Source organism: Metabacillus endolithicus (genome assembly GCF_023078335.1).
Taxonomy (GTDB): Bacteria; Bacillota; Bacilli; order Bacillales; family Bacillaceae; genus Metabacillus; species Metabacillus endolithicus.
Window position 1 is genome coordinate 3,905,028 of record NZ_CP095550.1, and the last position, 23,801, is coordinate 3,928,828.

The 23,801-nt window shown below is 35.2% G+C and carries 13 protein-coding genes and 5 pseudogenes; all 18 read left to right on the forward strand.

What is annotated here, in order from left to right; genetic code table 11:
- The first annotated feature begins 439 nt into the window (after positions 1-439).
- A complete protein-coding gene (locus MVE64_RS19860; protein WP_247340570.1) occupies positions 440-4,228 on the forward strand; it encodes an S-layer protein in 3,789 nt (1,262 codons plus the stop codon).
- Between the two features lie 197 nt (positions 4,229-4,425).
- Positions 4,426-5,902, forward strand: a pseudogene (locus tag MVE64_RS19865) (potassium/proton antiporter).
- 165 nt (positions 5,903-6,067) lie between these two features.
- A complete protein-coding gene (locus MVE64_RS19870) occupies positions 6,068-7,072 on the forward strand; it encodes a LacI family DNA-binding transcriptional regulator (RefSeq protein WP_247340571.1) in 1,005 nt (334 codons plus the stop codon).
- Between the two features lie 25 nt (positions 7,073-7,097).
- A complete protein-coding gene (locus MVE64_RS19875; RefSeq protein ID WP_247340572.1) occupies positions 7,098-8,048 on the forward strand; it encodes a sugar kinase in 951 nt (316 codons plus the stop codon).
- Between the two features lie 68 nt (positions 8,049-8,116).
- Positions 8,117-8,764, forward strand: coding sequence for a bifunctional 4-hydroxy-2-oxoglutarate aldolase/2-dehydro-3-deoxy-phosphogluconate aldolase (locus MVE64_RS19880; protein WP_247347162.1), 648 nt, complete (start codon positions 8,117-8,119; stop codon positions 8,762-8,764).
- A 99-nt stretch (positions 8,765-8,863) separates the two neighbouring features.
- The gene (gene uxuA / locus MVE64_RS19885; protein WP_247340573.1) at positions 8,864-9,895 is read left to right on the forward strand and encodes a mannonate dehydratase; all 1,032 of its coding nucleotides are present in this window, start codon (positions 8,864-8,866) and stop codon (positions 9,893-9,895) included.
- 96 nt (positions 9,896-9,991) lie between these two features.
- Positions 9,992-10,326, forward strand: a pseudogene (locus tag MVE64_RS19890) (SDR family oxidoreductase); the annotation flags it as partial.
- A gap of 1,023 nt (positions 10,327-11,349) precedes the next feature.
- Complete coding sequence (locus tag MVE64_RS19895) at positions 11,350-12,114, forward strand: DeoR/GlpR family DNA-binding transcription regulator (RefSeq protein ID WP_247340574.1); 765 nt, start codon at positions 11,350-11,352, stop codon at positions 12,112-12,114.
- A 125-nt stretch (positions 12,115-12,239) separates the two neighbouring features.
- Positions 12,240-12,995 carry a 2-dehydro-3-deoxy-D-gluconate 5-dehydrogenase KduD gene (gene kduD, locus MVE64_RS19900; protein WP_247340575.1) on the forward strand — a complete coding sequence of 252 codons (756 nt, stop codon included), beginning with the start codon at positions 12,240-12,242 and terminating at the stop codon, positions 12,993-12,995.
- A gap of 46 nt (positions 12,996-13,041) precedes the next feature.
- Positions 13,042-13,873, forward strand: a pseudogene (gene kduI, locus MVE64_RS19905) (5-dehydro-4-deoxy-D-glucuronate isomerase).
- Positions 13,874-14,063: 190 nt separating this feature from the next.
- Positions 14,064-14,693, forward strand: coding sequence for a YesL family protein (locus MVE64_RS19910; protein WP_247340576.1), 630 nt, complete (start codon positions 14,064-14,066; stop codon positions 14,691-14,693).
- Positions 14,694-14,793: 100 nt separating this feature from the next.
- Positions 14,794-15,732 (forward strand): carbohydrate ABC transporter permease, encoded by a 939-nt coding sequence (locus MVE64_RS19915; RefSeq protein WP_247340577.1) that lies wholly within the window; start codon positions 14,794-14,796, stop codon positions 15,730-15,732.
- 12 nt (positions 15,733-15,744) lie between these two features.
- Entirely contained in the window at positions 15,745-16,578 is an 834-nt protein-coding gene (locus tag MVE64_RS19920) for a carbohydrate ABC transporter permease (RefSeq protein ID WP_247340579.1), read from the forward strand.
- Positions 16,579-16,717: 139 nt separating this feature from the next.
- Entirely contained in the window at positions 16,718-18,085 is a 1,368-nt protein-coding gene (locus MVE64_RS19925) for an ABC transporter substrate-binding protein (protein ID WP_247340581.1), read from the forward strand.
- 79 nt (positions 18,086-18,164) lie between these two features.
- Positions 18,165-19,985, forward strand: coding sequence for a cache domain-containing sensor histidine kinase (locus tag MVE64_RS19930; RefSeq protein WP_247340583.1), 1,821 nt, complete (start codon positions 18,165-18,167; stop codon positions 19,983-19,985).
- On the forward strand, positions 19,978-21,597 hold the full coding sequence (locus tag MVE64_RS19935) for a response regulator transcription factor (protein ID WP_247340592.1): 1,620 nt from the start codon (positions 19,978-19,980) through the stop codon (positions 21,595-21,597). The genes MVE64_RS19930 and MVE64_RS19935 overlap by 8 nt, the downstream gene beginning before the upstream one ends.
- Before the next feature lie 19 nt (positions 21,598-21,616).
- Positions 21,617-22,758, forward strand: a pseudogene (locus MVE64_RS19940) (glycoside hydrolase family 88 protein).
- A 48-nt stretch (positions 22,759-22,806) separates the two neighbouring features.
- Positions 22,807-23,791, forward strand: a pseudogene (locus tag MVE64_RS27865) (DUF2264 domain-containing protein); the annotation flags it as partial.
- Positions 23,792-23,801 lie beyond the last annotated feature (10 nt).

Below are 23,801 nucleotides of genomic sequence, written 5' to 3' on the forward strand. Positions count from 1 at the left end.
CCATTGTGAAGTTGATCCGGTCGATAGATAACTTATCAAAGTCAGAATTCGGGTTGCACTTACTAAAATAATGTAAAAATAACACTAAATCATGTAAAGATAGTGTCATTAAAAACAAACCATTATGTGAAATAATGAAAACGCTAACATAAATGTGTAACTCAACTCCCAGAGATCTCACCTCTAAAAAGGTTAGAACTGATATTGGAAACCAAACCCCAATACAGCTAACATATCCATCTCACAAAAAAAGGAGGGATCAAAAAAGGTTTCATTTAGTAAGTCCATCATATCTCCTACTATTACCTCTACTAATCTCTACTAGTGAAATCATACATAAACAGCTTCGATGGCTATAAAAAATGAAACTATTTTTCTACTAAAAAAGGAGAAGCTAAATTTATTACTCCCATTCATTACTAGAAAGGAGTCATGCATTTTGAAGAGAAAAACATTTAAGAAACTTATAGGGGTATCTTGTATTGCCTCTATGCTTCTGGGTTCAGGTGTATTTATGAATAATAATGAAGCTAAAGCAGAAGAAATCACTAAAACAATTACCATTGATGGAACAAAGGTAGATGAACATAACCGATTCAAAGGATTTGGAACAGTTACAGCCAATAATACATCTCGTTTAATGTTAGATTACAAAGAAGAGCATCCTAAAGAATACTGGGAAATGATGAATAAACTTTTTAATAAAAACACGGGAGCTGGGTTGGCACATGTGAAAGTAGAGTTAGGTGGAGATGTGAATTCTTCATCGGGAACTGAGCCTGCCACAATGAGATATGAAGATGAGCCTGCTAATGTTCTGAGAGGAGCAGGATTTCAATTTGCTGCTGATGCAAAATCGATTAACGAAGATATTACAGTTGAAATTTTGCGCTGGGGGGAGCCACGCTTTTCTTGGAATGGCGCTTCAAAAGGAGATTACGAGAATCGATATCAATGGTATAAACAAACGATTGATGCTGTGTATGAAGAGTATGGCTTCAAACTAGATTATGTTGGCATCTCTCAAAACGAACGTGCACAAAATAATAACGGAAAAATTGAGCTTGAGTGGCTTAAATACTTTACTTCAAAAATTAAAGAAGAGACGAATTACGAAAGTGACTATAAACATATTAAACTAGTTGCTGCAGATGGTTATCGTGATACATCTACAATTAGTCGAACATTGCTTGAGCATCAAGATTTGATTGATGAAATTGATGTGATTAGTTCTCATTATGGTTTAACAGGATCAAATGAATTAACACAATTGCAAAATAAACTGATCGCTGAAGGACAGAAACCTAAAGAAGTTTGGGTTTCAGAGGGGATTGCTCCGATGATTAATGCTCGTTATCGTGAAAATATGGAGCCAAACTATAAAGGACTTGGAGGAAAGGCTGGAATCATTGATGTTACATCACGAATTATTTCGGTCTATTCGTGGACTGGGGCAACAAATAACCCGCTAAATGCTGTTTCATTTGATTTTCAGCCGTCTGTGGCAGCATTTTATGAAGGCTCTCAGTATAATCCAAAACATCTTATTAGTGCCTATGATCCGTGGTCAGGCTTTTATGAAGTTGATGGAGGATTACAAGGAGTCCGTCATGTTATGAATTTTGTTGGATATGATGACCATTCTACACCAGAAAACGAGCGCTGGATGTATGTGAAAGATGCAACATTTAGTGACGGTAACTTTTTTGATGGTGGAGTAGACGTTGACACTAGTACTCATAACTATTTAACGTTAAAAGATCCAGAATCAGATGATTATACAACAGTGTTTGCCAATAACACGAAAGAGACTCGTAAATATAAAATAAAAGCACAGAATTTAAATGGAAAAGAAAATGCTCCAATTTATGTTTGGGAAACACGAGGAGCAGATGAAGGACAAAATTATGATGATAATTGGTTTAAGCATATCAATACTATCACTCCAAAGGACGGAGAATATGAAGTTGAGGTTAAACCTTATTCGATCGTAACAATTTCAACTTTAGACAAGAAATCAGAAGTGAAAGATTTTGAATATGAATCAGAGCCTGTTGATGTTTCAAAAGACACGATTTTACCTTTACCTTACAAGGATGATTTTGAATATAAAAACTATCCTGTTGATGAAAAAGGCAGAGATTATGTTGAGCGCCGTGGAGGAACACCAAGATATACAACAGATCAAATTGGAGCTTTTGAAGTCGTTCAGAGTGCAACTAAACAAAAAACGAGTGGAAGCGCTGAACGTGTTAATTTGAATATTCCAGATAGCAAAAAACATGGTAATATGCTGCAACAGATGATGACACCTGAGACCATTGGTGCAGATTGGGCAGTTTGGGGTGGTAAAGATGGTACAGCATCATCCAGTAATCCAAATACGACGATAGGTGATCATCGTTGGGTTAACTATAAAGCTTCTTATGACTTTTTATTGGATACTCATACACCTGAAGTAGAAGGTAGAAGTAATTATGCACTTATAGGTGTGCGTCAAGTAAAAGCTGGTGGAGCAGATTCACATGCACCTTACAATGCACGCGTTTTTTCTGATGGTCGTTATGAAATTCTAAAGCTTGGTAAAGTTGAAAAAAGTGGAACAATTGAGAACTTCAATAATAAAGTGTGGCATAATCTAGCGTTTGAAGCAAAAGAAAATGTGTTTACACTTTATTTAGATGGAGCTGAAATTGACTCGTACACAGACGAAGATTCTACAGTAATGGCTGGTAGAGTGGCATTAGGTTCTGGTTATTATGAAACTTTAATTGATAATTTACGTGTTGATCCAATAAAAGGATATACGTATCAATCAGACAAATATGACAGTGCACAAGGTAAGGTATACGATACAGAGGAGGAGGCTCTAAACAATTCCGATTCATTAAATCCGATTGGATATGTTGGTGACTGGAACTATACCCAAGCTGGATACGCTCATTTTAACCGTACACAAATGACAGCTCGTACAGATATTCCGGTTTGGAATGGGGTAACAGTAGGCTTCGGAGATTCTACAAGTGTTCAAGGAACATTACACAAGGTATTTTATTCAGGAAGTTGGTCATCTAACAGTTCTAACACTTGGGGTTCAGAGGGTGCTTCCTTTGAAATCACATTTAAAGGAACTGAAATAAGGCTATTTGGTGTCACAAACCCTTCAAATGGAAAAGCAGATATATACCTTGATGGAGAGCTAGTAGGTGAAGCAAATTATTTAAATAACAGTTCAATTACTCAAATGGTTTGGTCTGCGGAGAATCTTGAGGATAAAGAACACACACTTAAAGTTGTTTCTAAAGAAAAGTATACTAGTTTTACAAAAGCTGAAATTACAACAACCGATCCGGTATTAGCAGTTAAAAAGATGGGACCAACTGAGATAGTTAAAATATCTGATGAAGCAGAAATAGGGAATAACGAAAACACGGTTTATGCCTTTAGAAAAAATGCTGTTTGGGGATCAAACAATACGAATGCATGGGCGAAATTCGATGATGATCCTTATATCTTAATCAATTTTACAGGATCAGGTATTGACTATCTTGCAGGAACTGGAGAGAAGTCACTTTATAATTTTGAGCTTGATGGAGTGGATGTAGGTGACTTTGCTGTTGATCCTAATACGGGTGTAAGGTATTCAGTAAGAGGACTTGAAGAAAAATCACACACATTGAAAGTATCATTAAAAGATAATGAACGCAAAGAGACGTTTATGGATTACAGAGGAGTGAATATATACAGTACTCCTGAAGCAAATAGCGCAAAGAGTAGCATGATCTTTGATTTTGAAGGATCCGGCTTTAACTTATTTGGTGCTACTCCAGATGCTTTGATCGATGTTTATATTGATGATCTTCTAATTGAAGAAAATTTTAGAATTTATGCAAATGGAGACAGGCTAAACTCTTATCACATTAGAGGCCTTAAAGATACAAATCATACGGCAAGAATTGTTGTTAAAGGCGGTACATTTACTTTAGATGGTATTGATGTTATTAAAGGGAAAAATAAAGTGGAAGTAAATAAGGAAGAATTGCAGAAACTGTATGATACACATAAAGATAAAAACCATAAAGATTACACAAAGGAAAGCTGGAAAGTATTTCATAAGGCATTACAAACTGCCAAAGAAGCATTGAAAAACCCACAATCTACATTAGAAAAAGTAGTTGCAGCTCAGCTTGATCTAGAAGCAGCAGCAGAGGAATTAGTTGAACAGTAAATAGTAGAATATAAAAAGCCTGGAATAAGGAGGTATTTTCTCCAATTATTCCAGGCTTTTTGTCATGTCTTTGGTAATTTGTTTTACAATAAACAGCGTCATTCATGTTTTTTGTGGGGCAAAATATTATAATAAAGGTATTGAACTTGGATTAAAAACAATCAGATGTATTTCACACCAAAGAGAGGAGTTATGTTTTGGAGCATATAAATATAGAATATTTTATTTTTTTTACAGCAGTGCTATTAATTCTAGGAGTACTAACAACTAAGTTCTCAACAAGATTGGGTGTCCCTGCCCTTGTTCTATTCTTAATGGTCGGAATGATGATGGGGAGTGATGGTTTAGGGGCTAATTCATTTTGATAATCCTGAATTAACGCAATTAATCGGGATATTTGCTTTAGTTGTTATTCTTTTTGAAGGTGGATTACAAACAAAATGGTCATCGGTTAAAGCAGTAACTGTGCCATCACTATCTCTTGCAACAATTGGTGTTTTGCTTACGACAATTGTTGTTGCAGTGGCGGCAAAACTAATCTTTGATGTAAGCTGGCTTGAAGGATTTTTATTTGGGGCAATCGTTGGTTCAACAGATGCTGCGGCGATATTTGCCGTATTAAAGGGACAAAATATACGTGATAGATTAAGTTCCACACTTGAAGCGGAATCTGGAACAAATGACCCAATGGCTATGTTTCTTACATTATCTATTATTGAGTTAATGACGGTGGATAATGCTTCATACTTGTTGTTAATAGGCTCATTTATTTGGCAAATGGGTGCTGGATTAGTAATGGGTCTTCTTTTTGGTAAGTTTGCAGGGTTTGCAATCAATAAAATCAATTTAGATTCAAGTGGACTTTATCCGATCTTTGCCTTAGCTTTTTCACTATTAACATATAGCTTAACTGACATTATTGGTGCAAGTGGGCTGTTAGCAGTTTATATTGCAGCACTTGTGATAGGAAACGGGGATTTAACTTACCGTCACTCAATCTTCAGGTTTAACGAAGGCTTTGCGTGGATGATGCAGATTTTAATGTTTATCATTTTAGGATTGCTAGTGTTTCCATCACAATTTTTAAATACTTATATTATTTTTAAAGGTCTTTTACTGGCAATTATTTTAATTTTTATTGCTCGACCTGTAGCAGTTTTTCTCTCGACAATAAAATTAGGGTTTACAAATAAGGAGAAAGTATTTCTGTCTTGGGCAGGCTTAAAAGGTGCAGTTCCAATTGTACTTGCAACGTTTCCGATGACGATGGGTCTGGAAAACAGTCAGTTATTCTTTAATGTTGTCTTCTTTGTTGTGTTAACATCTGCCTTAATACAAGGCTCTACGATTTCTTTGATCGCAAGCAAATTAGGGCTGAATGGTCCTAAAAAAGTAGAGGCACCGCATTCATTGGAACTTGTTTCAATTGGTAAAGCAAATGCAGAAATTGTTGAGTTTGAGGTAAGTGAAACGTCCATTATTACAAATAAGCTGTTAAAGGACATAAAGTTTCCTAAAGAAGTACTTATTAATGCCATCATTAGGAATGGAGATTTAGTAACACCTCATGGAGAGACAAAAATTCATGCTGGTGATTTTCTCTATATTCTGGTTTCAAAAAGAAGGGAAAAAGAATTAACAAGCTTTTTGAATAGTAGCATGGAAAATACTTAGGTATTCAAAGGTGTAGACTAAAAAGCTACACCTTTTTGTATAAATTATTCTTGATGGCTAAATATAAATGTCGTATAATTCAAATTAGTTAGATACTAAACCGGTTTAGTAAATCGGTTTATAAAAAAGTTATTTATTTTTATCGATTTAGTATTGGAGAGAACTATGAAAGCAATCACGATTTCTGATGTTGCTAAACAAGCAAATGTATCAAAAAGTACCGTTTCACAGTATTTAAACAAACGCTATGATTATATGAGCGAAAAAACGAAAGAGCGAATACGTCAAGCAATTGAGGAACTAGGTTATCAACCGAACATCGTAGCTAGAAGCTTAAAGCAAAAGTCCACCTCAACAATAGGTGTGATCGTGGCGAATATTTTGCATGCGTTTTCAACTCAAGTTATACGAGCAATTGAAGATATATGTAATGAACAGGGGTTTCATATCATTGTTTGCAATGCCGATGATGAACCTGAAAAGGAAAAAAACTACATTGAAATGCTAATTGCAAAGCAGGTGGATGGTCTAATCATTTTCCCTACTGGGGGAAATATTGATCTTTATAAAAGTTTGATGAAAAGAAAGTACCCACTTGTGTTTTTTGATCGAGTTGTAGAAGAAATTCCAGCATCTACAATTATGCTAAATAATGAAAAGGCTATCAAGATGGCAGTTGATCATTTAGTTGACAAAGGTTATGAACAAATAGGGATCATGACAACATCTATTTCAAGGCATGTTACACCACGTATTGAGCGAATCAATGGATACAAAAAGGCATTACAAGAAAACAATTTAGATTTTAATGAAGAATATATTAGTACTCTTGATCTTCATCATATTCAACAAGGCTTAAAGGAGATGCTTTCTCTGGAATGTCCGCCACAAGCAATTATTGCCGGGAATGACCTAACTCTCATGGAGATCTTAAAGTTTACAAAGGAAAATAAAGTATCTATTCCTGAAGATCTAGCCATTATCGGAATTGATGATGTTTCATTTGCCAGTTTTTTCACCCCCCAATTAACAACAATTGCCCAACCAACTTTTGACATGGGGAAAAGAGCTGCAGAGTTACTATTAAATAAAATTAAGGATCCTGAATATCAAGAGAAAACCACAGTATATCGTTTTGAACCTGAACTTGTGATTAGAAATTCTTGTTAATCAAAATCAAAGGAGTGAATAGGTAATGAAAGATATTATTACAATCGGTGATGCGATGATTACGATGAATCCAAGTACAAAGGGGCCAATGCGTTTTGTTCATACGTATGAACGAAATGTTGGAGGAGCAGAGCTTAACTTCGCAATTGGTTGTGCAAGACTTGGCTTACAGGCAGGATGGATCAGTCGCTTAGGTAATGACGAGTTTGGTCGTTATATTCAACACTTTGTTCGTGGAGAAGGTATTGATACTTCGCAATTAAAGCTTGTTGATGGTTATCCAACATCCGTTAATTTTAAAGAGGTGCTAGAGGATGGATCAGGAAGAACATTTTATTATCGTATGAAATCTCCAACTTTAACGTTAACACCTGAAAGTTTAACAGATTCATATTTTGAGAATACAAAGGTGCTTCATATTACTGGAGTATTCCCGGCAATTGATGAGAAAAACGTGGAAATAATAAAACGTTCGATTACCTTAGCTAAACAACATAATTTACTAATATCATTTGATCCAAATATTCGCTTAAAGCTTTGGAGCAAAGAAAGAGCAAAAGAGGTTTTAACAGAGGTTCTTCCATTTGTTGATATTTTCTTAACAGGTGTTGAAGAAGCTGAGTTATTGTTAGGAACAACAGATGAAAATGAGATTATTGAAAAAGCAATAAATATGGGTATTTCATATGTAGCTATTAAAAAAGGCGATCAAGGTTCGATAGGCTACCATAATGGAAAAACAATAGAATCTCCTCCTGTTCCACCAAAAAAGGTTGTTGATACGGTAGGTGCTGGTGATGGTTTTGATGCAGGCTTTGTTTATGGTGTTCTGCAAAATTGGTCACTAGAAAAAATTCTTCACTTTGCAAATACAGTTGGCTCAATGGTTGTTGGTGTTTCTGGAGATAATGAAGGGCTTCCTTATTTGGAAGATATTCAAATAAGATTAGGTGAAAAGGATTTTATTGAGAGGTAACTATTAAAGAATAAAATAAGAATAAGTTAGGAGGAAGTTACGATACACTCGTAACAAAAAAACGTATGATAAAAAAACTTGATATCCTAAATAAAATCGTAGAGTCAGGTGTTGTAGCCGTTGTTCGTGCAGAAAACGAAACAGAAGCAGTAAACATTTCCAATGCATGTATTGAAGGTGGAATTAAGGCGATTGAAGTAACATTAACTGTTCCTGGAGCAACAGATGTTATCAAATCCTTAAAATTGAAATTTCATTCAGATGAATTAATTCTTGGTGCAGGAAGTGTGCTAGATAGTGAGACTGCTAGAATTGCTATTTTGGCAGGGGCCGAGTATATTGTTAGTCCATGTTTTGATAAAGATACAGCTATGCTTTGTAATAGATATCAAATTCCATACATGCCCGGTTGTATGACAATTACTGAAATTAAAACAGCTATGGAATATGGAGCAGATGTTGTGAAGCTATTCCCAGGAAATACATTTGATCCTTCTATTATTAAATCAATCAAGGGACCTATCCCTCAAGCATCTGTTATGCCAACTGGTGGGGTAAACCTTCAAAATGCAGATCAATGGATAAAAAATGGAGCTGTTGCGATTGGTATCGGTAGTGATTTATCAAAGCCTGCTAAAACAGGAAATTTTGATGAAGTAGCAAAACTTGCAAAGCAATATTGTGAAATTGTAAGAGAAGCTAGAAATAGTATCTAACTGAAGTTTACCATTTGAAGAAATAAATGAAAAAGCTCATGGCAACAAAAACATTTTCCTTGCTTGAAATCTCTCAGGCAATCTTGGAGGTTAGTTAAAGTGAGAATGACATTTAGGTGGTATGGTGAGGGAAATGATAGCATTACCCTTAAGCAGATCAAGCAAATTCCTGGTGTGGAAGGAATTGTGTGGGCACTTCATGATGTTCAAGCAGGTGAAGAGTGGCCAATTGTCAAAATCAACGAAGTGAAAAAACAAGCAGATGAATACGGATTGAATATAGATGTTGTTGAAAGCGTTAATGTACATGAAGATATTAAACTAGGATTACCTACAAGAGATAAATATATTGAAAACTATAAAAGGACGATTGAGAAGTTAGCAACAGTTGGCGTAAAAGTCATATGCTATAATTTCATGCCCATTTTTGATTGGACGAGAACAGAATTATTTAAAGAAATGGAAGATGGTTCAACGGCTCTTTTCTATGAAAAAGCAAAAGTAGTTGGAATGGATCCAAAAGAATTAGTCGAAAATATTTCTAAAAACTCAACATTTACATTGCCAGGCTGGGAGCCAGAAAGATTATCACGATTACAGGAGCTTTTTGAAGCATATAAAGGCGTTACTCAGGAAGATTTATTTCAAAATCTAGCTTATTTTTTAAAAGAAGTCATTCCTGTTGCAGAGAAAAACGGTGTAAGAATGGGAATCCATCCAGATGATCCGCCATGGCCTATTTTTGGATTGCCTAGAATTGTTTGTAATAAAGAAAATATTAGAAGGATCTTAGATGTTTTAGATAGTAAATCAAACGGTGTCACACTTTGTAGTGGATCACTTGGAGCAAATCCATCTAATAATATTGCGGAGATGGTACGCGAATTTGCAGATCGCATTCCGTTTGCACATATTCGAAATGTAAAGATTTATGAAAACGGTGATTTTATTGAAACCTCTCATCGAACATCTGATGGTTCTGTTGATATTTATGAAATTGTTAAAGCATACCATGAAATAGGCTTTGATGGTTATGCAAGACCAGATCATGGTAGACATATTTGGGATGAAAAATGTAGACCAGGTTATGGCTTATATGACAGAGCATTAGGTATCATGTACCTTTGGTGAATTTGGGATTCATTAGAAAGAGCACACAGGAGGAACTAATAATGCTGCCGATTCATAATCAATTAAAAGGCAGAGTAGCTGTTGTCACAGGTGGAAATGACTAAAGTTCCGGCATACAGCGCTGAAAAGCAGCAATCGACAACTTTACACAATGGCTTGCAGTACATATGGCTGATGCTGGTATTCGTGTGAATGCAATGGCACCCGGATTCTTCCTAACTGAACAAAATAAAAATCTACTGCAAAATGAAGATGGAAGCTTAACAGATCGTTCTGAGAAAATTATTGCACATACCCCAATGCGAAGATTCGGTAAACTAGAAGACTTACTAGGAACACTGCTTTGGTTAGTAGACGAAACCACAGCAGGATTTGTAACAGGTATTACAGTTCCTGTTGATAGTGGATTTATGTCATATTCGGGTGTTTAGGTGTAATTGTTAAAAGCTTCTATTATTAAGTTAACTAATATGAAGGCGCTTTCCTTTACTCGTAAGTAGTTCGGTTTTCGAGTACAAAAACTTATTCATCAAACAAAAAAGATACAGCCAAATTCGCAACTGAATTGGGCTGTATCTTTTTTGTTGCTTATCAAGGTTTTTCATAAATGAACGCTAATTGGCATTGCTTACAACAGGATCACAAAAGATAGTGGCAGTGACGAGTTTCTTTTGCTAAATTAATTGGGGTGAAAGTGGTGGGTTTTTGGATATTCAAGTTAGATAAAATTTTTTCGTGGAGGTATAGGAATTGATAGGCGGAGAAATTCCGGTTAAGTTATCTAGTAGGTGCTTAAGAAGCCGATATAAGCGGATATATTCCGGTTAATTTCTCTATATATAACTAAATTTAAAGATTATGTTCAAATAAGCGGAAAAACTCACCTTATTTTGCAGAGAATATTGATATTTCACGATTTAAACGGAATTTTCCCGTTTATTTTTTTTCTAATTTAGTGAAAACACAACTAATACTTGGAGACACATACTTCCAAGATTGTGCTAATCAAATTTATCGGTTAATTTAAGAGAACGTCCTTTTTGTAAGTTGTACTTATAGATTGTTATTCTGTAACTTTTTGCAAACGATAGTGGAATGGAGCGGAAGACACTTGACTCCTACGTGAGCAGCGGGACAGGTGAGACCCCGCAGGCTTAAAGCCGTGGTGGCTCAGCGCACGCCCCGCGGAAAGTAAGTGTCTGGAGCGCAATGGAACGGGTCTGTCCTCAACTTCATCAACAAAGTACACTAAGACTGACAAAAAAGTCTAGAGAAATAACCAATGAAATAATATACTGTATTTACGAAATGAAACATTAAAGATAAAATTAAAACAATAACGAACAATAGGAGAGTTTCTGAAAAAAGAAAACTGCACCTTTTATACTAGGTTTGTTTTTGTTCAATCCTGTCCTATAATAGTAAAATAAAGAAAATAACGGGGGACATATATAATGCTTGCAGTGGAACGGCATGAACGTATTTTAGATCAACTAGATAAAAATAAGATTGTAAAAGTATCTGAGCTTAGTAAGCTGTTAGATGTAACAGAGAAAACAATTCGCGGGGACTTGGAGTTATTAGAAAAGAGAGGTCTTCTAAATCGAATTCATGGTGGGGCCGTATTGGCAGAGGATGAAGGAAGAATGCTGCCGATTGCGGAACGACAATCGGGATATAGTGATGTAAAATCTGCGATTGCTAGAGAGGCTGTCAAGCTCATTGAACCGAATGAAACGATTTTAATGGACGGAGGCAGTACAACAATTGCTATTGCAGAGTTACTTGGAGAATTTCCTATCACCGTCATTACAAATGACTTAAAAATTGCCAATGTTTTGCTTACAAAAAGCAATGTACAATTAATGGTTTTAGGTGGAACAAGAATTGATAAATCTTCTTCTTTAATGGGGGCTCAAGCAACCGAAATGCTAAAACGAATGAGAGTAAATCGTTTATTTTTCGGTACAACAGGAATCTCAGTTGAACATGGTTTAACCGTTTTTAATAGCATACATGCTGATTGGAAAAAACAAATCATATCATGTGCGGATCATATTACGTTGTTAGCTGATTCATCAAAATTTGAGAAGGTTGCTCTTATACAATTTGCACAATTTGATGAAGTAAATGAGATTGTAACAGATACAAACCTTGATCCTCAGATAAAAGAAACACTAGAAAATAGTCATGTGCGATTACATCTAGCAAATGTATAAAATTAGAAGAAAAGATGATAAACGAACAATTAATCGTTGTCATCTTTTTTATTTATGTTATAATCAAACTATAATGAACCAAAACAAACAATAAAGAACATATTGGTGCAAGAGGAGGTACGAAAATGGGTTCACTTTTTTCACTGGAAGGAAAGGTTGCTCTTTTAACAGGAGCAAGTCGAGGACTAGGACAGGGAATGGCTGTTGGTCTAGCAGAAGCAGGAGCAACTGTTATTGGAGCCGGTATGAGTGATATGTCCGAAACAAAAGAAAAAATTGAAGCGGCTGGTGGCGTATTTCATGGTCTGAAAATTGATTTATCAGTAGATCATGCTGCTGAACAATTAGTATCAGAGGCCCTTAACCTAACAAACAAGATTGATATTTTAGTTAATAATGCAGGAATTATTAGAAGATCTGATGCAGAAAATTTCTCCGATGATGATTGGTTTGAAGTGATTAAAGTCAATCAACACTCTGTTTTTCAATTATGCAGAGAAGTTGGTAAACATATGCTTGAAAATGGCTCAGGTAAAATTGTGAATGTTGCCTCAATGCTTTCGTTTCAAGGGGGATTAAGAGTACCAGCATATACAGCGAGTAAACATGCTGTTGCAGGATTAACAAAATCTCTTGCAAATGAATGGTCAAGTAGAGGTGTGAATGTAAACGCTATCGCACCAGGATATATGGAAACAGATAACACAGCACAGCTTCGTGCAAACAAAGATAGAAATGAGTATATTACATCTAGAATTCCACAAGGTCGCTGGGGAACACCTGAAGATCTAAAAGGTGCTGTCATCTTTTTAGCATCAGATGCTTCAAGTTATGTGAACGGTCATATTTTATGTGTTGATGGTGGATGGATGAGTTCATAAGCACTTAGTGTACTAAATTAAGCAAATTCGAAAGGGGAAATTTTTAATGGAAATCAGACACGCTACAAATCCAACAGATTTTAAATCATATACAACGGAAAGATTAAGAAATGATTTTTTAATTGATTCACTTTTTGTTCAAGGTGAAATTAACATGACATACTCTCACTATGATCGTGTTGTAACTGGTGAAATTTATTCCAACTAGCCAATCTCTTAAGTTAGAGGATCAAGAAACATTAAAAACAGACTATTTCTTAGAAAGACGCGAAGTTGGAATTATTAACATTGGCGCTGAAGGTACAGTTTTAGTTGATGGGCAAGCTTATACATTAAATAAAAGAGACTGTTTATATGTTGGGATGGGAAACAAGGAAGTATTATTTGAAAGCAGCAATGCTTCTGATCCTGCAAAGTTCTACATTGTTTCTACTACAGCACATAAGCAATATCCTACAAAAAAGGCACCAATCGAAGATGCAGAACCAACTCATTTAGGTTCTGATAGTGAATCAAATAAACGTACAATTTATAAATATATTCATGCAGACGGTATTCAAAGCTGTCAACTAATGATGGGAATGACGTTATTAGAGCCAAACAACATGTGGAATACAATGCCTGCTCATTTACATGACCGTCGTATGGAAGTTTATCTCTACTTTGATATGGATGAAAATTCAAGAGTTTTCCACTTCATGGGTGAGCCTAAAGAAACTCGTCATCTATTAGTGAAAAATGAACAAGCGGTCCTATCTCCACCATGGTCTATTCATTCAGGTGTTGGAACAAGTAATTACACATTCATTTGGGCAATGGCGGGAGAAAATTATACGTTCACAGACATGGATGCTGTGAAGATGGAAGATTTAAAGTAAATAAACCATTTAAATCCAAGCAAACAAACAAGAAAAATAGTGCATGACTCTTTGAGGAGGTGCACTATTTTTTATTTGTACATGAATAAGTAAAAATTTTATAAAAAGTAGTAAAAAATATGCTACTTCACATAAAATCATTCACTCTATTATTAAACGTAATACTTCAACATGAAATGGAGGAGACGTTTTGGAATCGTCTAGCTGGATGGGAGGCTTGTTACGGGTTTGTGATTGGATTAGTAAGTTAGCTTATCTAAATTTATTATGGCTGGGTTTTACAGTAGTGGGATTTGGTGTTTTAGGTTTTGCGCCTGCAACGGTGGCTATGTTTACAATTTTACGTAAGTGGATTATGGGGGAAAGTAGTATCGCAATCTTTCCATTATTCTTGTCAGTTTATAAAAGTGAATTTAAGAAGGCAAATATTTTATGGAGTTGCCTTTTAGTTTCAGTCTTATTTATGTATGTTGATTTAGTTTTAATCAACTCAATGCAAGGAATTTTACATTATATGTTTTTAAGTTTCTTTGTTATAGCTTTCATTTTAATGCTAATTATTACAGTGTATATATTTCCGGTTTATGTTCATTTCGAGGGTTCGATCCTTCACTACTTTAAATCTGCTATCCTCCTAGGTGCTTCGTTTCCAGGTCGAACTATTTTAATGATGCTATCGATAGGAACTGGAATTTTAATTAGCATCCTTTTTCCTGGTGTTGGTCTTTTGTTTTTTGGAAGTGGAATTAGCTTTGCATTAATGTACTTCTCTTTTTCAATTTTTATGACGAAGCTAGAAAATACTAAATCGTTTAAGTGAGAAAGTAAAAATTATTATAACTTTCATCAAAATACTGTTAAGTAATTGAAATTTTTCTTTCTTATAATAAAAGTATATTACAAAAGAGAGGTGATACCCGATGAGTACAAAAACAGAAGTATCAACATCCTCAGATGTTTCGTTAAGAAAGAAAAGAGGAGCAGTTAAAAGAACAGAAAGTTTAGCAGGGTTTTTATTTGTATCACCTATGCTGATCGGTGTTTCGATTTTAGTTTTACTGCCAATTTTCGCTACTTTTATTCTTAGTTTTGCAGATTGGAAGTTTATTCAAAGTATTGATCAGTTAAAGTGGGTAGGCTTTGATAACTTTAAAGATTTGATGGATGATAAGGTGTTTTTAAAGTCTCTATTAAATAATGCACTCTTCATTTTTACTGTACCTATTTGTATGGCAATTTCATTATTATTAGCTGTGGTTATCGATAAAAGCGTTTACATGAAGAGCTATTTTAAAGTCGCATTTTTCATGCCATATATTTCAAGTGTCGTAGCAATTGCGGTTGTCTGGCAGGTATTATTCCATCCTTCTGCAGGACCTATCAACCAAACATTGATGGCTTTAGGAATTGCCGATCCACCAAAGTGGATTGCCGATCCGGATTTTGCATTAATTTCAGTTATGTTAATTCAAATTTGGATATCGATTGGCTTTAACTTGATTATCTATATTGCAGGTTTACAATCGATTCCACAAGAACTATATGAGGCAGCAGATATGGATGGAGCAAATTCATGGGTGAAATTTCGCCATATCACGTTTCCAATGGTGTCTCCAACATCCTTTTTCTTGTTAATTACAGGTATTATTTCGACGTTTAAAGTATTTGACTTGATCGCTGTATTAACAAAAGGTGGTCCTCTACATTCAACAAGTATGCTTGTATGGCACTTATATGATACAGCTTTTGTTAACCTAGACATAGGTTATTCCTCAGCAATCGCAGTAATCTTATTCTTGATTGTTTTCTTAATTACGATCTTCCAATGGATTGGTCAGAAAAAATGGGTTAATTATTAAAGGGGGGATAATATGACAAGCCGTTTAAATGTTCAAAAAATAATGATCACCATCATCATATTCATCGTTAGTATCATGTTTTTACTGCCCTTTGTTTGGATGCTTTCAACGTCATTTAAGATAGAAGCTGATGTATTTAAGTTTCCGATTCAATGGATACCAGAAAGATGGAATGGTTTTAATAACTACCAACAAGTATGGTTTGGTGAATTTCCGTTTTACCTTTATTACTGGAACTCTATTAAAGTAGCCGTATTGACGACACTCGTATCATGTACGGTTTCAGCTCTAGCAGCTTATGGATTTTCTAAAGTAGATTTTCCTGCTGGAAAATGGTTGTTTCTTATTGTACTAGCGACTTACATGGTTCCACCACAAGCAAGCTTGGTGCCACAATTCATTTTATATCGAAATATAGGGTTATTTGATAGCCATTTAGGTCTTATATTGTTAGGAAGCTTTAGTGTTTTAGGAACGTTTATGCTACGTCAATTCTTTATGGGAATTCATAATGAATATATAGATGCAGCGAAAATAGATGGTGCAGGTCATTGGCGAATTTTCTGGTCTATTGCTCTACCAATTGTCCGTCCCGCAGTTGCTACTTATGCGATTTTGAGATTTATATGGACGTGGAATGATTACCAAAATCCCTTAATTTTCTTACGTACAGATGCCTTATATACGATTCAATTAGCTATGCAAAAGTTTACAACAATTAATGGAGAATTTTATTCTCTTATTATGGCTGCAGCTGTGTCGGCGATTCTACCATTATTAATCGTATTTATTATTGGTCAAAAGCAAGTTATTGAAGGAATTGCTCTTGGTGGGGTAAAAGGATAATCAAAATAAAAGTCAAATAATTCTTAATAGAAGTAAAATTATTTACATTTGATGAGTAGTACCCTTTGCTATAATTCGTGTTGTAAAGGGCTTTCTTTATGAATGAAAGCGATTTAAAAATGAAAAAGGGGGATGTAAGATGAAGAAAAAGTTTTGGTCAACACTATTTGCTTCTACAATGCTTGTTGGTACCTTAGCGGGTTGTTCAGGTGGTGGGGGAGAAAGTGCTTCTGGATCGGAAGAAGAAAAAGATACAAATGCATCCGAAGAAGCCGTTACCATCAAATTTCATACTCACGGTAATGAATCTAGCTACAATTGGGAAAAAACAATTTCCGCTTTTGAAGAGGAGCACCCTAATATTGACGTTGATTTAGTTATTCTTAGTGAAAAGGGAGATACTCAAGAAGCTACTCAAAAGCTTGATTTAGCTGCTGCATCTGGTGAACAATTGGATGTTCTTATGTTTAGTGACCCAGCAAGCTATGCCCAGCGTGTTGCTTTAGGGATGGTAGCACCAATTGATGAGTTTATTGAAGAAGATGGATATACATTAAGTAAAGAGTATAAAGTAGATACCAAAATTGACGATAGCTACTATGCTTTACCAGGCAAATTTAATCCATGGTATGTTCTTATGAATAAAAATCATTTAGATGAAGCAGGTTTAGAAGTACCAACCGATTGGACTTGGGATGAGTTTATGGAATATGCAAAAAAGCTAACAACTGCTGATCATTACGGAACTTATTTCCACGGTCCACAGGGTGGTGGATGGATGGAGTTTATGAAATTAGCTCTTGCTAGTGAAGAAGATAATACGGAGTTCGTTAAAGCTGACGGAACATCAAACTTTGATAGTCCTTTATTCAAGAAAACGTTAGAAATGCGTGCTCAAATGGAATTAGAAGACAAGTCATCAGTTCCTTACACAGACATTATCTCTCAAAAGCTACATTATCGTAATCAATTCTTTGGTCAAGATGCTAGCACAATCTTAATTGGAAGCTGGATGAATACGGAGCTTGGTGGAACAGATCAATTCCCACTTGATTTTAATGTAGCTGTAGCACCTTATCCGAAAAACGAAGCAGGAGCTGAAGGTGGCTATACACCTGTTACAACCGACTTTATGTCTGTTGCTGCAAATTCAGAGCACAAAAAAGAAGCATATCAATTTATTCGCTGGTATACAACTGAAGGACAAATTGTACAAGGAAAAAATGTTCCTTCATGGAACGGTGTAAGTGATGATGAGCTAGGTTCTATTATCGATGGAATATTAGCCGGTACAGCAACGCCGGATAAGGTAGATCGTGAGTCACTTGTTAGTGTTCTGAAAAACGCTAAATCATCTAAAATCATTCCACCTGTAGCTTATCAAGCAGAGCTATATAAAGTGGTTAATGAAGAATATGAAAAACTAATTCTAGGTGAACAAGATATTGATGCAACATTAAAAGCAACGCAAGAACGTGCACAAGAAATAATCGACAATAATCAATAGTCGTTTGATAAACTAATATTTAGGGGCGTAAAAAACCGTTTCCGCCCTCAAACTTTTTCTTAAATGAGGAGGATTGGTTATGTGGAATCGGATACAGCAAAAGCTGACGCCCCATTCTTTTCGTTATAAAGTTATTTTAACTTCTATTATTTGCATCGTGATTCCTGCAATTATTACGTTATTTATCAACAGTTATTTAACAAAGGATGCCATGAAGGAGCAAGCATTATCAAATGCAAATAGAGAACTTAACCTTGCAAGTGAATATGTAACAAAATTACTTGATGATATGCTGTATGTTGCTAATTTTGTTCAAATAGATTCAGAGATTAACAGCATATTAAAAAAGCATGCAAAAGAAGATGAAAATTCTGTTGTTCAACAAGATGAATACTATGAAAACTATATGGAATATAGCAAAGTAGCAAAAACAATTGAAAACATTACCCTGCTTGGTGAAAAGTCATATGTAACCATTCTCCTGAAAAACGGAAAGCATTACACCAATTATTCTTTTAGTGAATACAATCCAAAACAGCTCTTCCAGGAAGAATGGTTCAAAGAACTAGATGGAGTTTTTGGATATGAAGCGGTATGGATTGGCAGTCAGCCAACTGTATTTCAATCTGAACAAAAATCTAACCCATATCAAATATCTGTCGCAAGAACGCTAAGAGATTCAAATCTAAAAATATACGGATATGTTGTCGTGACAATCATGGAAAACAAAGTAAAACAAGCATTTGAGAGCATGCCTGGTAAAGAAGAAATGATGTTAGTTGATTCTTCTAATAAAATACTATCACATGCTGATAATGAAAAAATCGGAACATCATTTCCTTATCTAGAGCAAGTGAAAAAGAAAGACTTCTCAAATATTATAACGATTTCAAATCAAGATTACCTCTATGCAGACCACAAGATTTCTTATACAGGATGGAAATTAGTATCAATAAATCCATATAAACAAGCAACCTTTAAAATTAACTCCATTTTTAACAAAGTTTTTTTGGCTCAATTGATCTCATTTATTATCTTTTTTCTTCTATTAACTTATGTTATTCAAACCATTACAAAACCACTTGTTCACCTAGGAGATGTTGCATCATCTGTACAAAGTGGAAATTTAAATGTTCGTTCACATATTCACAGCAAAGACGAAATAGGGAGACTTTCAACTTCGTTTGATTCAATGCTTGATCGAATTAATGAAATGATACGAGAAATCACTGAAACTCAAGTAAGAAAACGAAGAGCAGAATTTGCTATGCTACAGGCTCAAATTAATCCGCATTTTCTATTCAATGTCCTAAATTCTATTCGGATGAAAGTCATGAAAAAAGGTGATTATGAAAGTGCAGAAATGATTAGCTCTTTATCTAAGCTATTGCGAATGACCATTGATAAAGATAAAGGAATGATTTCGTTTAAAGAAGAGGTAGACATTGTAAAAGATTATGTCACTTTAATGAATATGCGCCAAAAAGAAGCGGTGAAATTTGAAATTAGTGTATCAGCAGCAGCTTATTTGGAAGCGATACCAAGATTTATTCTACAGCCTATTATTGAAAATTCTATTATACATGGACTAAACCAAAGTGCCGGGGAAATTTTGTTACATGCTTATATTAAAGGAAATGATTTCTTAATTACGATCGAGGACAATGGTGAAGGAATGGATGAGGAGTCATTAAAAAACCTTCGAAGTAAGCTTCGTCTAAATTCGGATTCAATAACTGTGCAAAACAAGAGTGGATTCTCAAGTCTTGGAATCTCAAATGTATATGAACGGATGAGAATGACATTTGGTGATACTTTTCATATGGAAATAGAAAGCGAAAAAGGAAAGGGAACAAAGGTAGTGATGTCTGTATCTAGAGGGGGAGAAGATAGTGTATAAAGTAATGCTGGTAGATGACGACTATCCTGTTTTGGAGCTATTATCTGAAATAATCGAATGGAAACAATTAGGTTTAACTCTTCAAAGTACTCATGAAAATGGAGCGAATGCACTCCAGCATGCCTTAAATGAAATGCCAGATATCCTCATTACCGATATTGGGATGCCCAAAATGAATGGAATAGAGTTAACACAAAAATTAAAGGAATTAAATCCTAATATAAAAGTGTGTATGTTAACTTGCCACAATGAGTTTGAATATGCACATAAAGCATTAAAACTAAATGTTCAGGATTATCTTCTAAAAGATACACTTAACCCAAAAGATTTGGATGGTTTATTAGACAAAATAAGAAAAAATCTTGATGAAGAAAATAGTAAAAAACGAAAAGAATCTCAATTAGAAAATATAGTAGAAAGAAATCGTGAGTCTATGAAACGGGATTTTCTTCGGAAATCAATCTATCAACAAATTTATAGTCTTAGAGATTGGTATGATGAAGCATATTCTCTTGGGTTAAATCTGAAAAGCTCTACTTACATTCCTGTACTATGTTTTGTTCAAGAATATCAAGCTGCTAAAGAGTCTTTTCAATCAGAAGATACATTAGTGTTTTCTATTCAAAATGTTATAGGTGAAGTTCTTAATAATCATGATGATGGAGCGGTTCACTTTACATTAGGAAGCAAAGAATCGTTCCTGTTTTTCTCCTATCATTCAACCTTAAAAGCAGACAGTTATGGAAAAGCGTATGAATGCATAAGAAAGATTCAAAATCATGTTTCAAAAACATTAAATATTTCTCTTTCATTTTTAATTGGTGAATTAATAGATGATCAAGAATCCTTTCAAATAAAGCTTAAAAGCTTACTAGAAAGTACACAGCAACGTTTTTATATGGAGAAAGCTACAGTCGAAAAAAAGCGTCATGAAGAAAGCTCAAGAGAAAGTTTATTTGAATGGTATGATGAAGCATCCTTTGAAATAAGGCAGCTAATTATTGCTAAAGATGCTTCAAAAGTAAAGCCGGTAGTCACAAAATGGATAGATGTATTCCGAGAAAAACAATATTCCGCAGAAATTGTGAAGGATTGGGTATTGAAGCTTCTACTAGATCTTAAAGTGAAATTGAAGGCTCTTCAGTTTTTTGGAACGAAATCCTCAGATGAAGTGCTACATGAAGAAATTCTAAGTATTGATTCATTAGCTGATTTAAGAATTTGGCTTATCAAGTATTTTGAAATGCTTCTTTTGGCGGTTAATGATGTTAGTACCCAATCACGACGCAAGGAAGTAATTGAGGCATGTAAATATGTAGAAGTTCATTTGGAGAAGAAGATTACACTTGATGAAGTTGCGAATGTTTTGTATTTAAATCCTAGTTATTTTAGTAGACTTTTCAAAAAAGAAGTTGGAGAGACATTTGTTGAGTACGTAACGAAGGCAAAGATGACGAGGGCAAAGGAATTACTCGAGCAAACTACTGATTCAGTCGGAAAAATTTGTGAAAGACTTGGATATGATAACCAAAGTTATTTTATTAAGGTGTTCAAAAACTATGTAGGAACTACGCCTATTGAGTTTAGAGGAGAAAGAAAGCAGGCGAACTAAAATGAGAAAGGGAGATTAGATGGTTAGTAATCAAATGTGGGTAAATGAAGCATGGGAGAAGGTCCATATAAAAGTTAAGAAAACGAGTGAGAAAATAGGAGCTACTTTTCCACATGCAAGTGTAAATGGTTCTTATCAATTAGAAGCACCTTCTTGGTGGACAGCGGGATTTTGGCCTGGACTTCTATGGCTACTGTATCGCGAAACGAAGGAGAACTCTTTTAAGGAAATAGCTGAACAATGTGAAGAGAAACTGGATAGTGTTATCACAGACTATTATAAGCTTGATCATGATATGGGATTTATGTGGACGTTAACAAGTGTGGCAAGATATAAGCTTTTAGGTGAAGAAGACTCTAAAAGACGTGCTCTTTTGGTGGCGAATTTATTAATGGGAAGGTTTAACTCTGAAGGTAATTATATTCGTGCCTGGAATCCGTGGCATGAAGGTGAAGACAATTCGGGGTGGGCGATTATCGATTGTTTAATGAATCTTTCTCTATTATTTTGGGCCTCAGAGGTAACGGGAGATCCACGTTATCAGCATATTGCAAAAAAGCATGGAGAAACTGTGTTGGAACACTTTATTCGAAGTGATGGTTCCGTTCACCATATTGTTCGGTTTGATCCGGTTACGGGTGAGCGAGTTGAAGCAATTGGAGGTCAAGGGTTTTCACCAGATTCTGCATGGTCCAGAGGAACTTCGTGGGCTGTATATGGGTTAACGTTACTTTATAAACACACACAAGAAGAGAAATATCTTCTAGCTGCAAAAAATGTATCACACTTTTTTATTGCCAATCTACCAGATGATTACGTGCCATATTGGGATTTTAGATTACCAGACAACATAACAAAGCACCGTGATTCATCTGCAGGAGCAATTGCTGCTTGTGGATTACTTCTTCTAAGCAGTTTAGTAGACCCTAGTGAACAAAGAATATATAAAGAAGCAGGCACTAAAATCTTAAAATCTCTCTATGAGAATTATGGAGCTTGGGAAGACGTTAATGAAGACGGATTAATCCTTGAAGGAACAAGTCATTATCCTGAAGGAAAAAATATAGATGTTCCACTAATTTATGGTGATTATTATTTCGTTGAAGGGTACTAGCTATGTTAAAGGGACATGAGCAGTTATTTTGGTCTGTCGATAAATAACTTCAATAGGGAATGAGGGATAATATGCTTACCAAAAAAAGATCATTAATGGGCAATCCTCTTAAAACTAAGCAAGATGTTGCGGATTCATTGAAAGATTTATGTGATCCATTAAAACAATATTACAGTAAAGGGTTTGCTAGATTAACACTAGGTAACACGAGTGCAGCTTATGCTGATTCCACTGCAGGTCTGGAAGGATTCTCACGGGTATTATGGGGATTAGCTCCCCTGCTTGCGGGCGAAGAAATGGAGGATGAGTTATGGGAGATGCATCTGCAAGGCATAAAAAATGGAACAAACCCTCGTCATGAGGAATATTGGGGCGAAATTACAGATTATGATCAAAGAATAGTAGAGATGGCTGCCTTTGGTCTTGCACTAATTTTGATTCCTAATAAAATATGGGATCCTCTTAGTGAGATAGAAAAGGAAAATTTCAGCAGGTGGTTAAGTCAAGTAAATCAATTTAAAGCACATGATTGCAACTGGCTCTTCTTTGTGGTTATGGTTAATTTAGGTTTTCAGAATGTTGGTCTGCCGCATGATTCAAAAAAGGTAGAGGAAAATTTAGATAGACTTGATACATTTTACTTATCAAATGGCTGGTACTCAGATGGTATGAATGGTCATGTTGATTATTATGGACCTTTTGCTATCCATTTTTATAGTCTAATCTATGCGAAGGTTATGGAAGACAAAGATCCAATTCGTTCGCAGAAATATAAGGAACGTGCAGAAGTATTTGCAAAAGAGTTCATCACTTGGTTCTGCAGATGGTTCATCGCTTCCTTATGGCAGAAGTTTAACATACAGATTTGCTCAATCATCGTTTTGGAGTGCTGCTGTATATGCAGGTATTGAGCCTTTTTCATTAGGTGTGATGAAGGGAATTCTTCTGAGAAATCTAAGATGGTGGTTTCAGCAACCTATATTTAATGATGCAGGTGTACTAACCATTGGTTATTCGTACCCTAATTTAGTAATGGGTGAAAATTATAACTCACCAGGCTCTCCGTATTGGGCGTTAAAATCATTTTTGC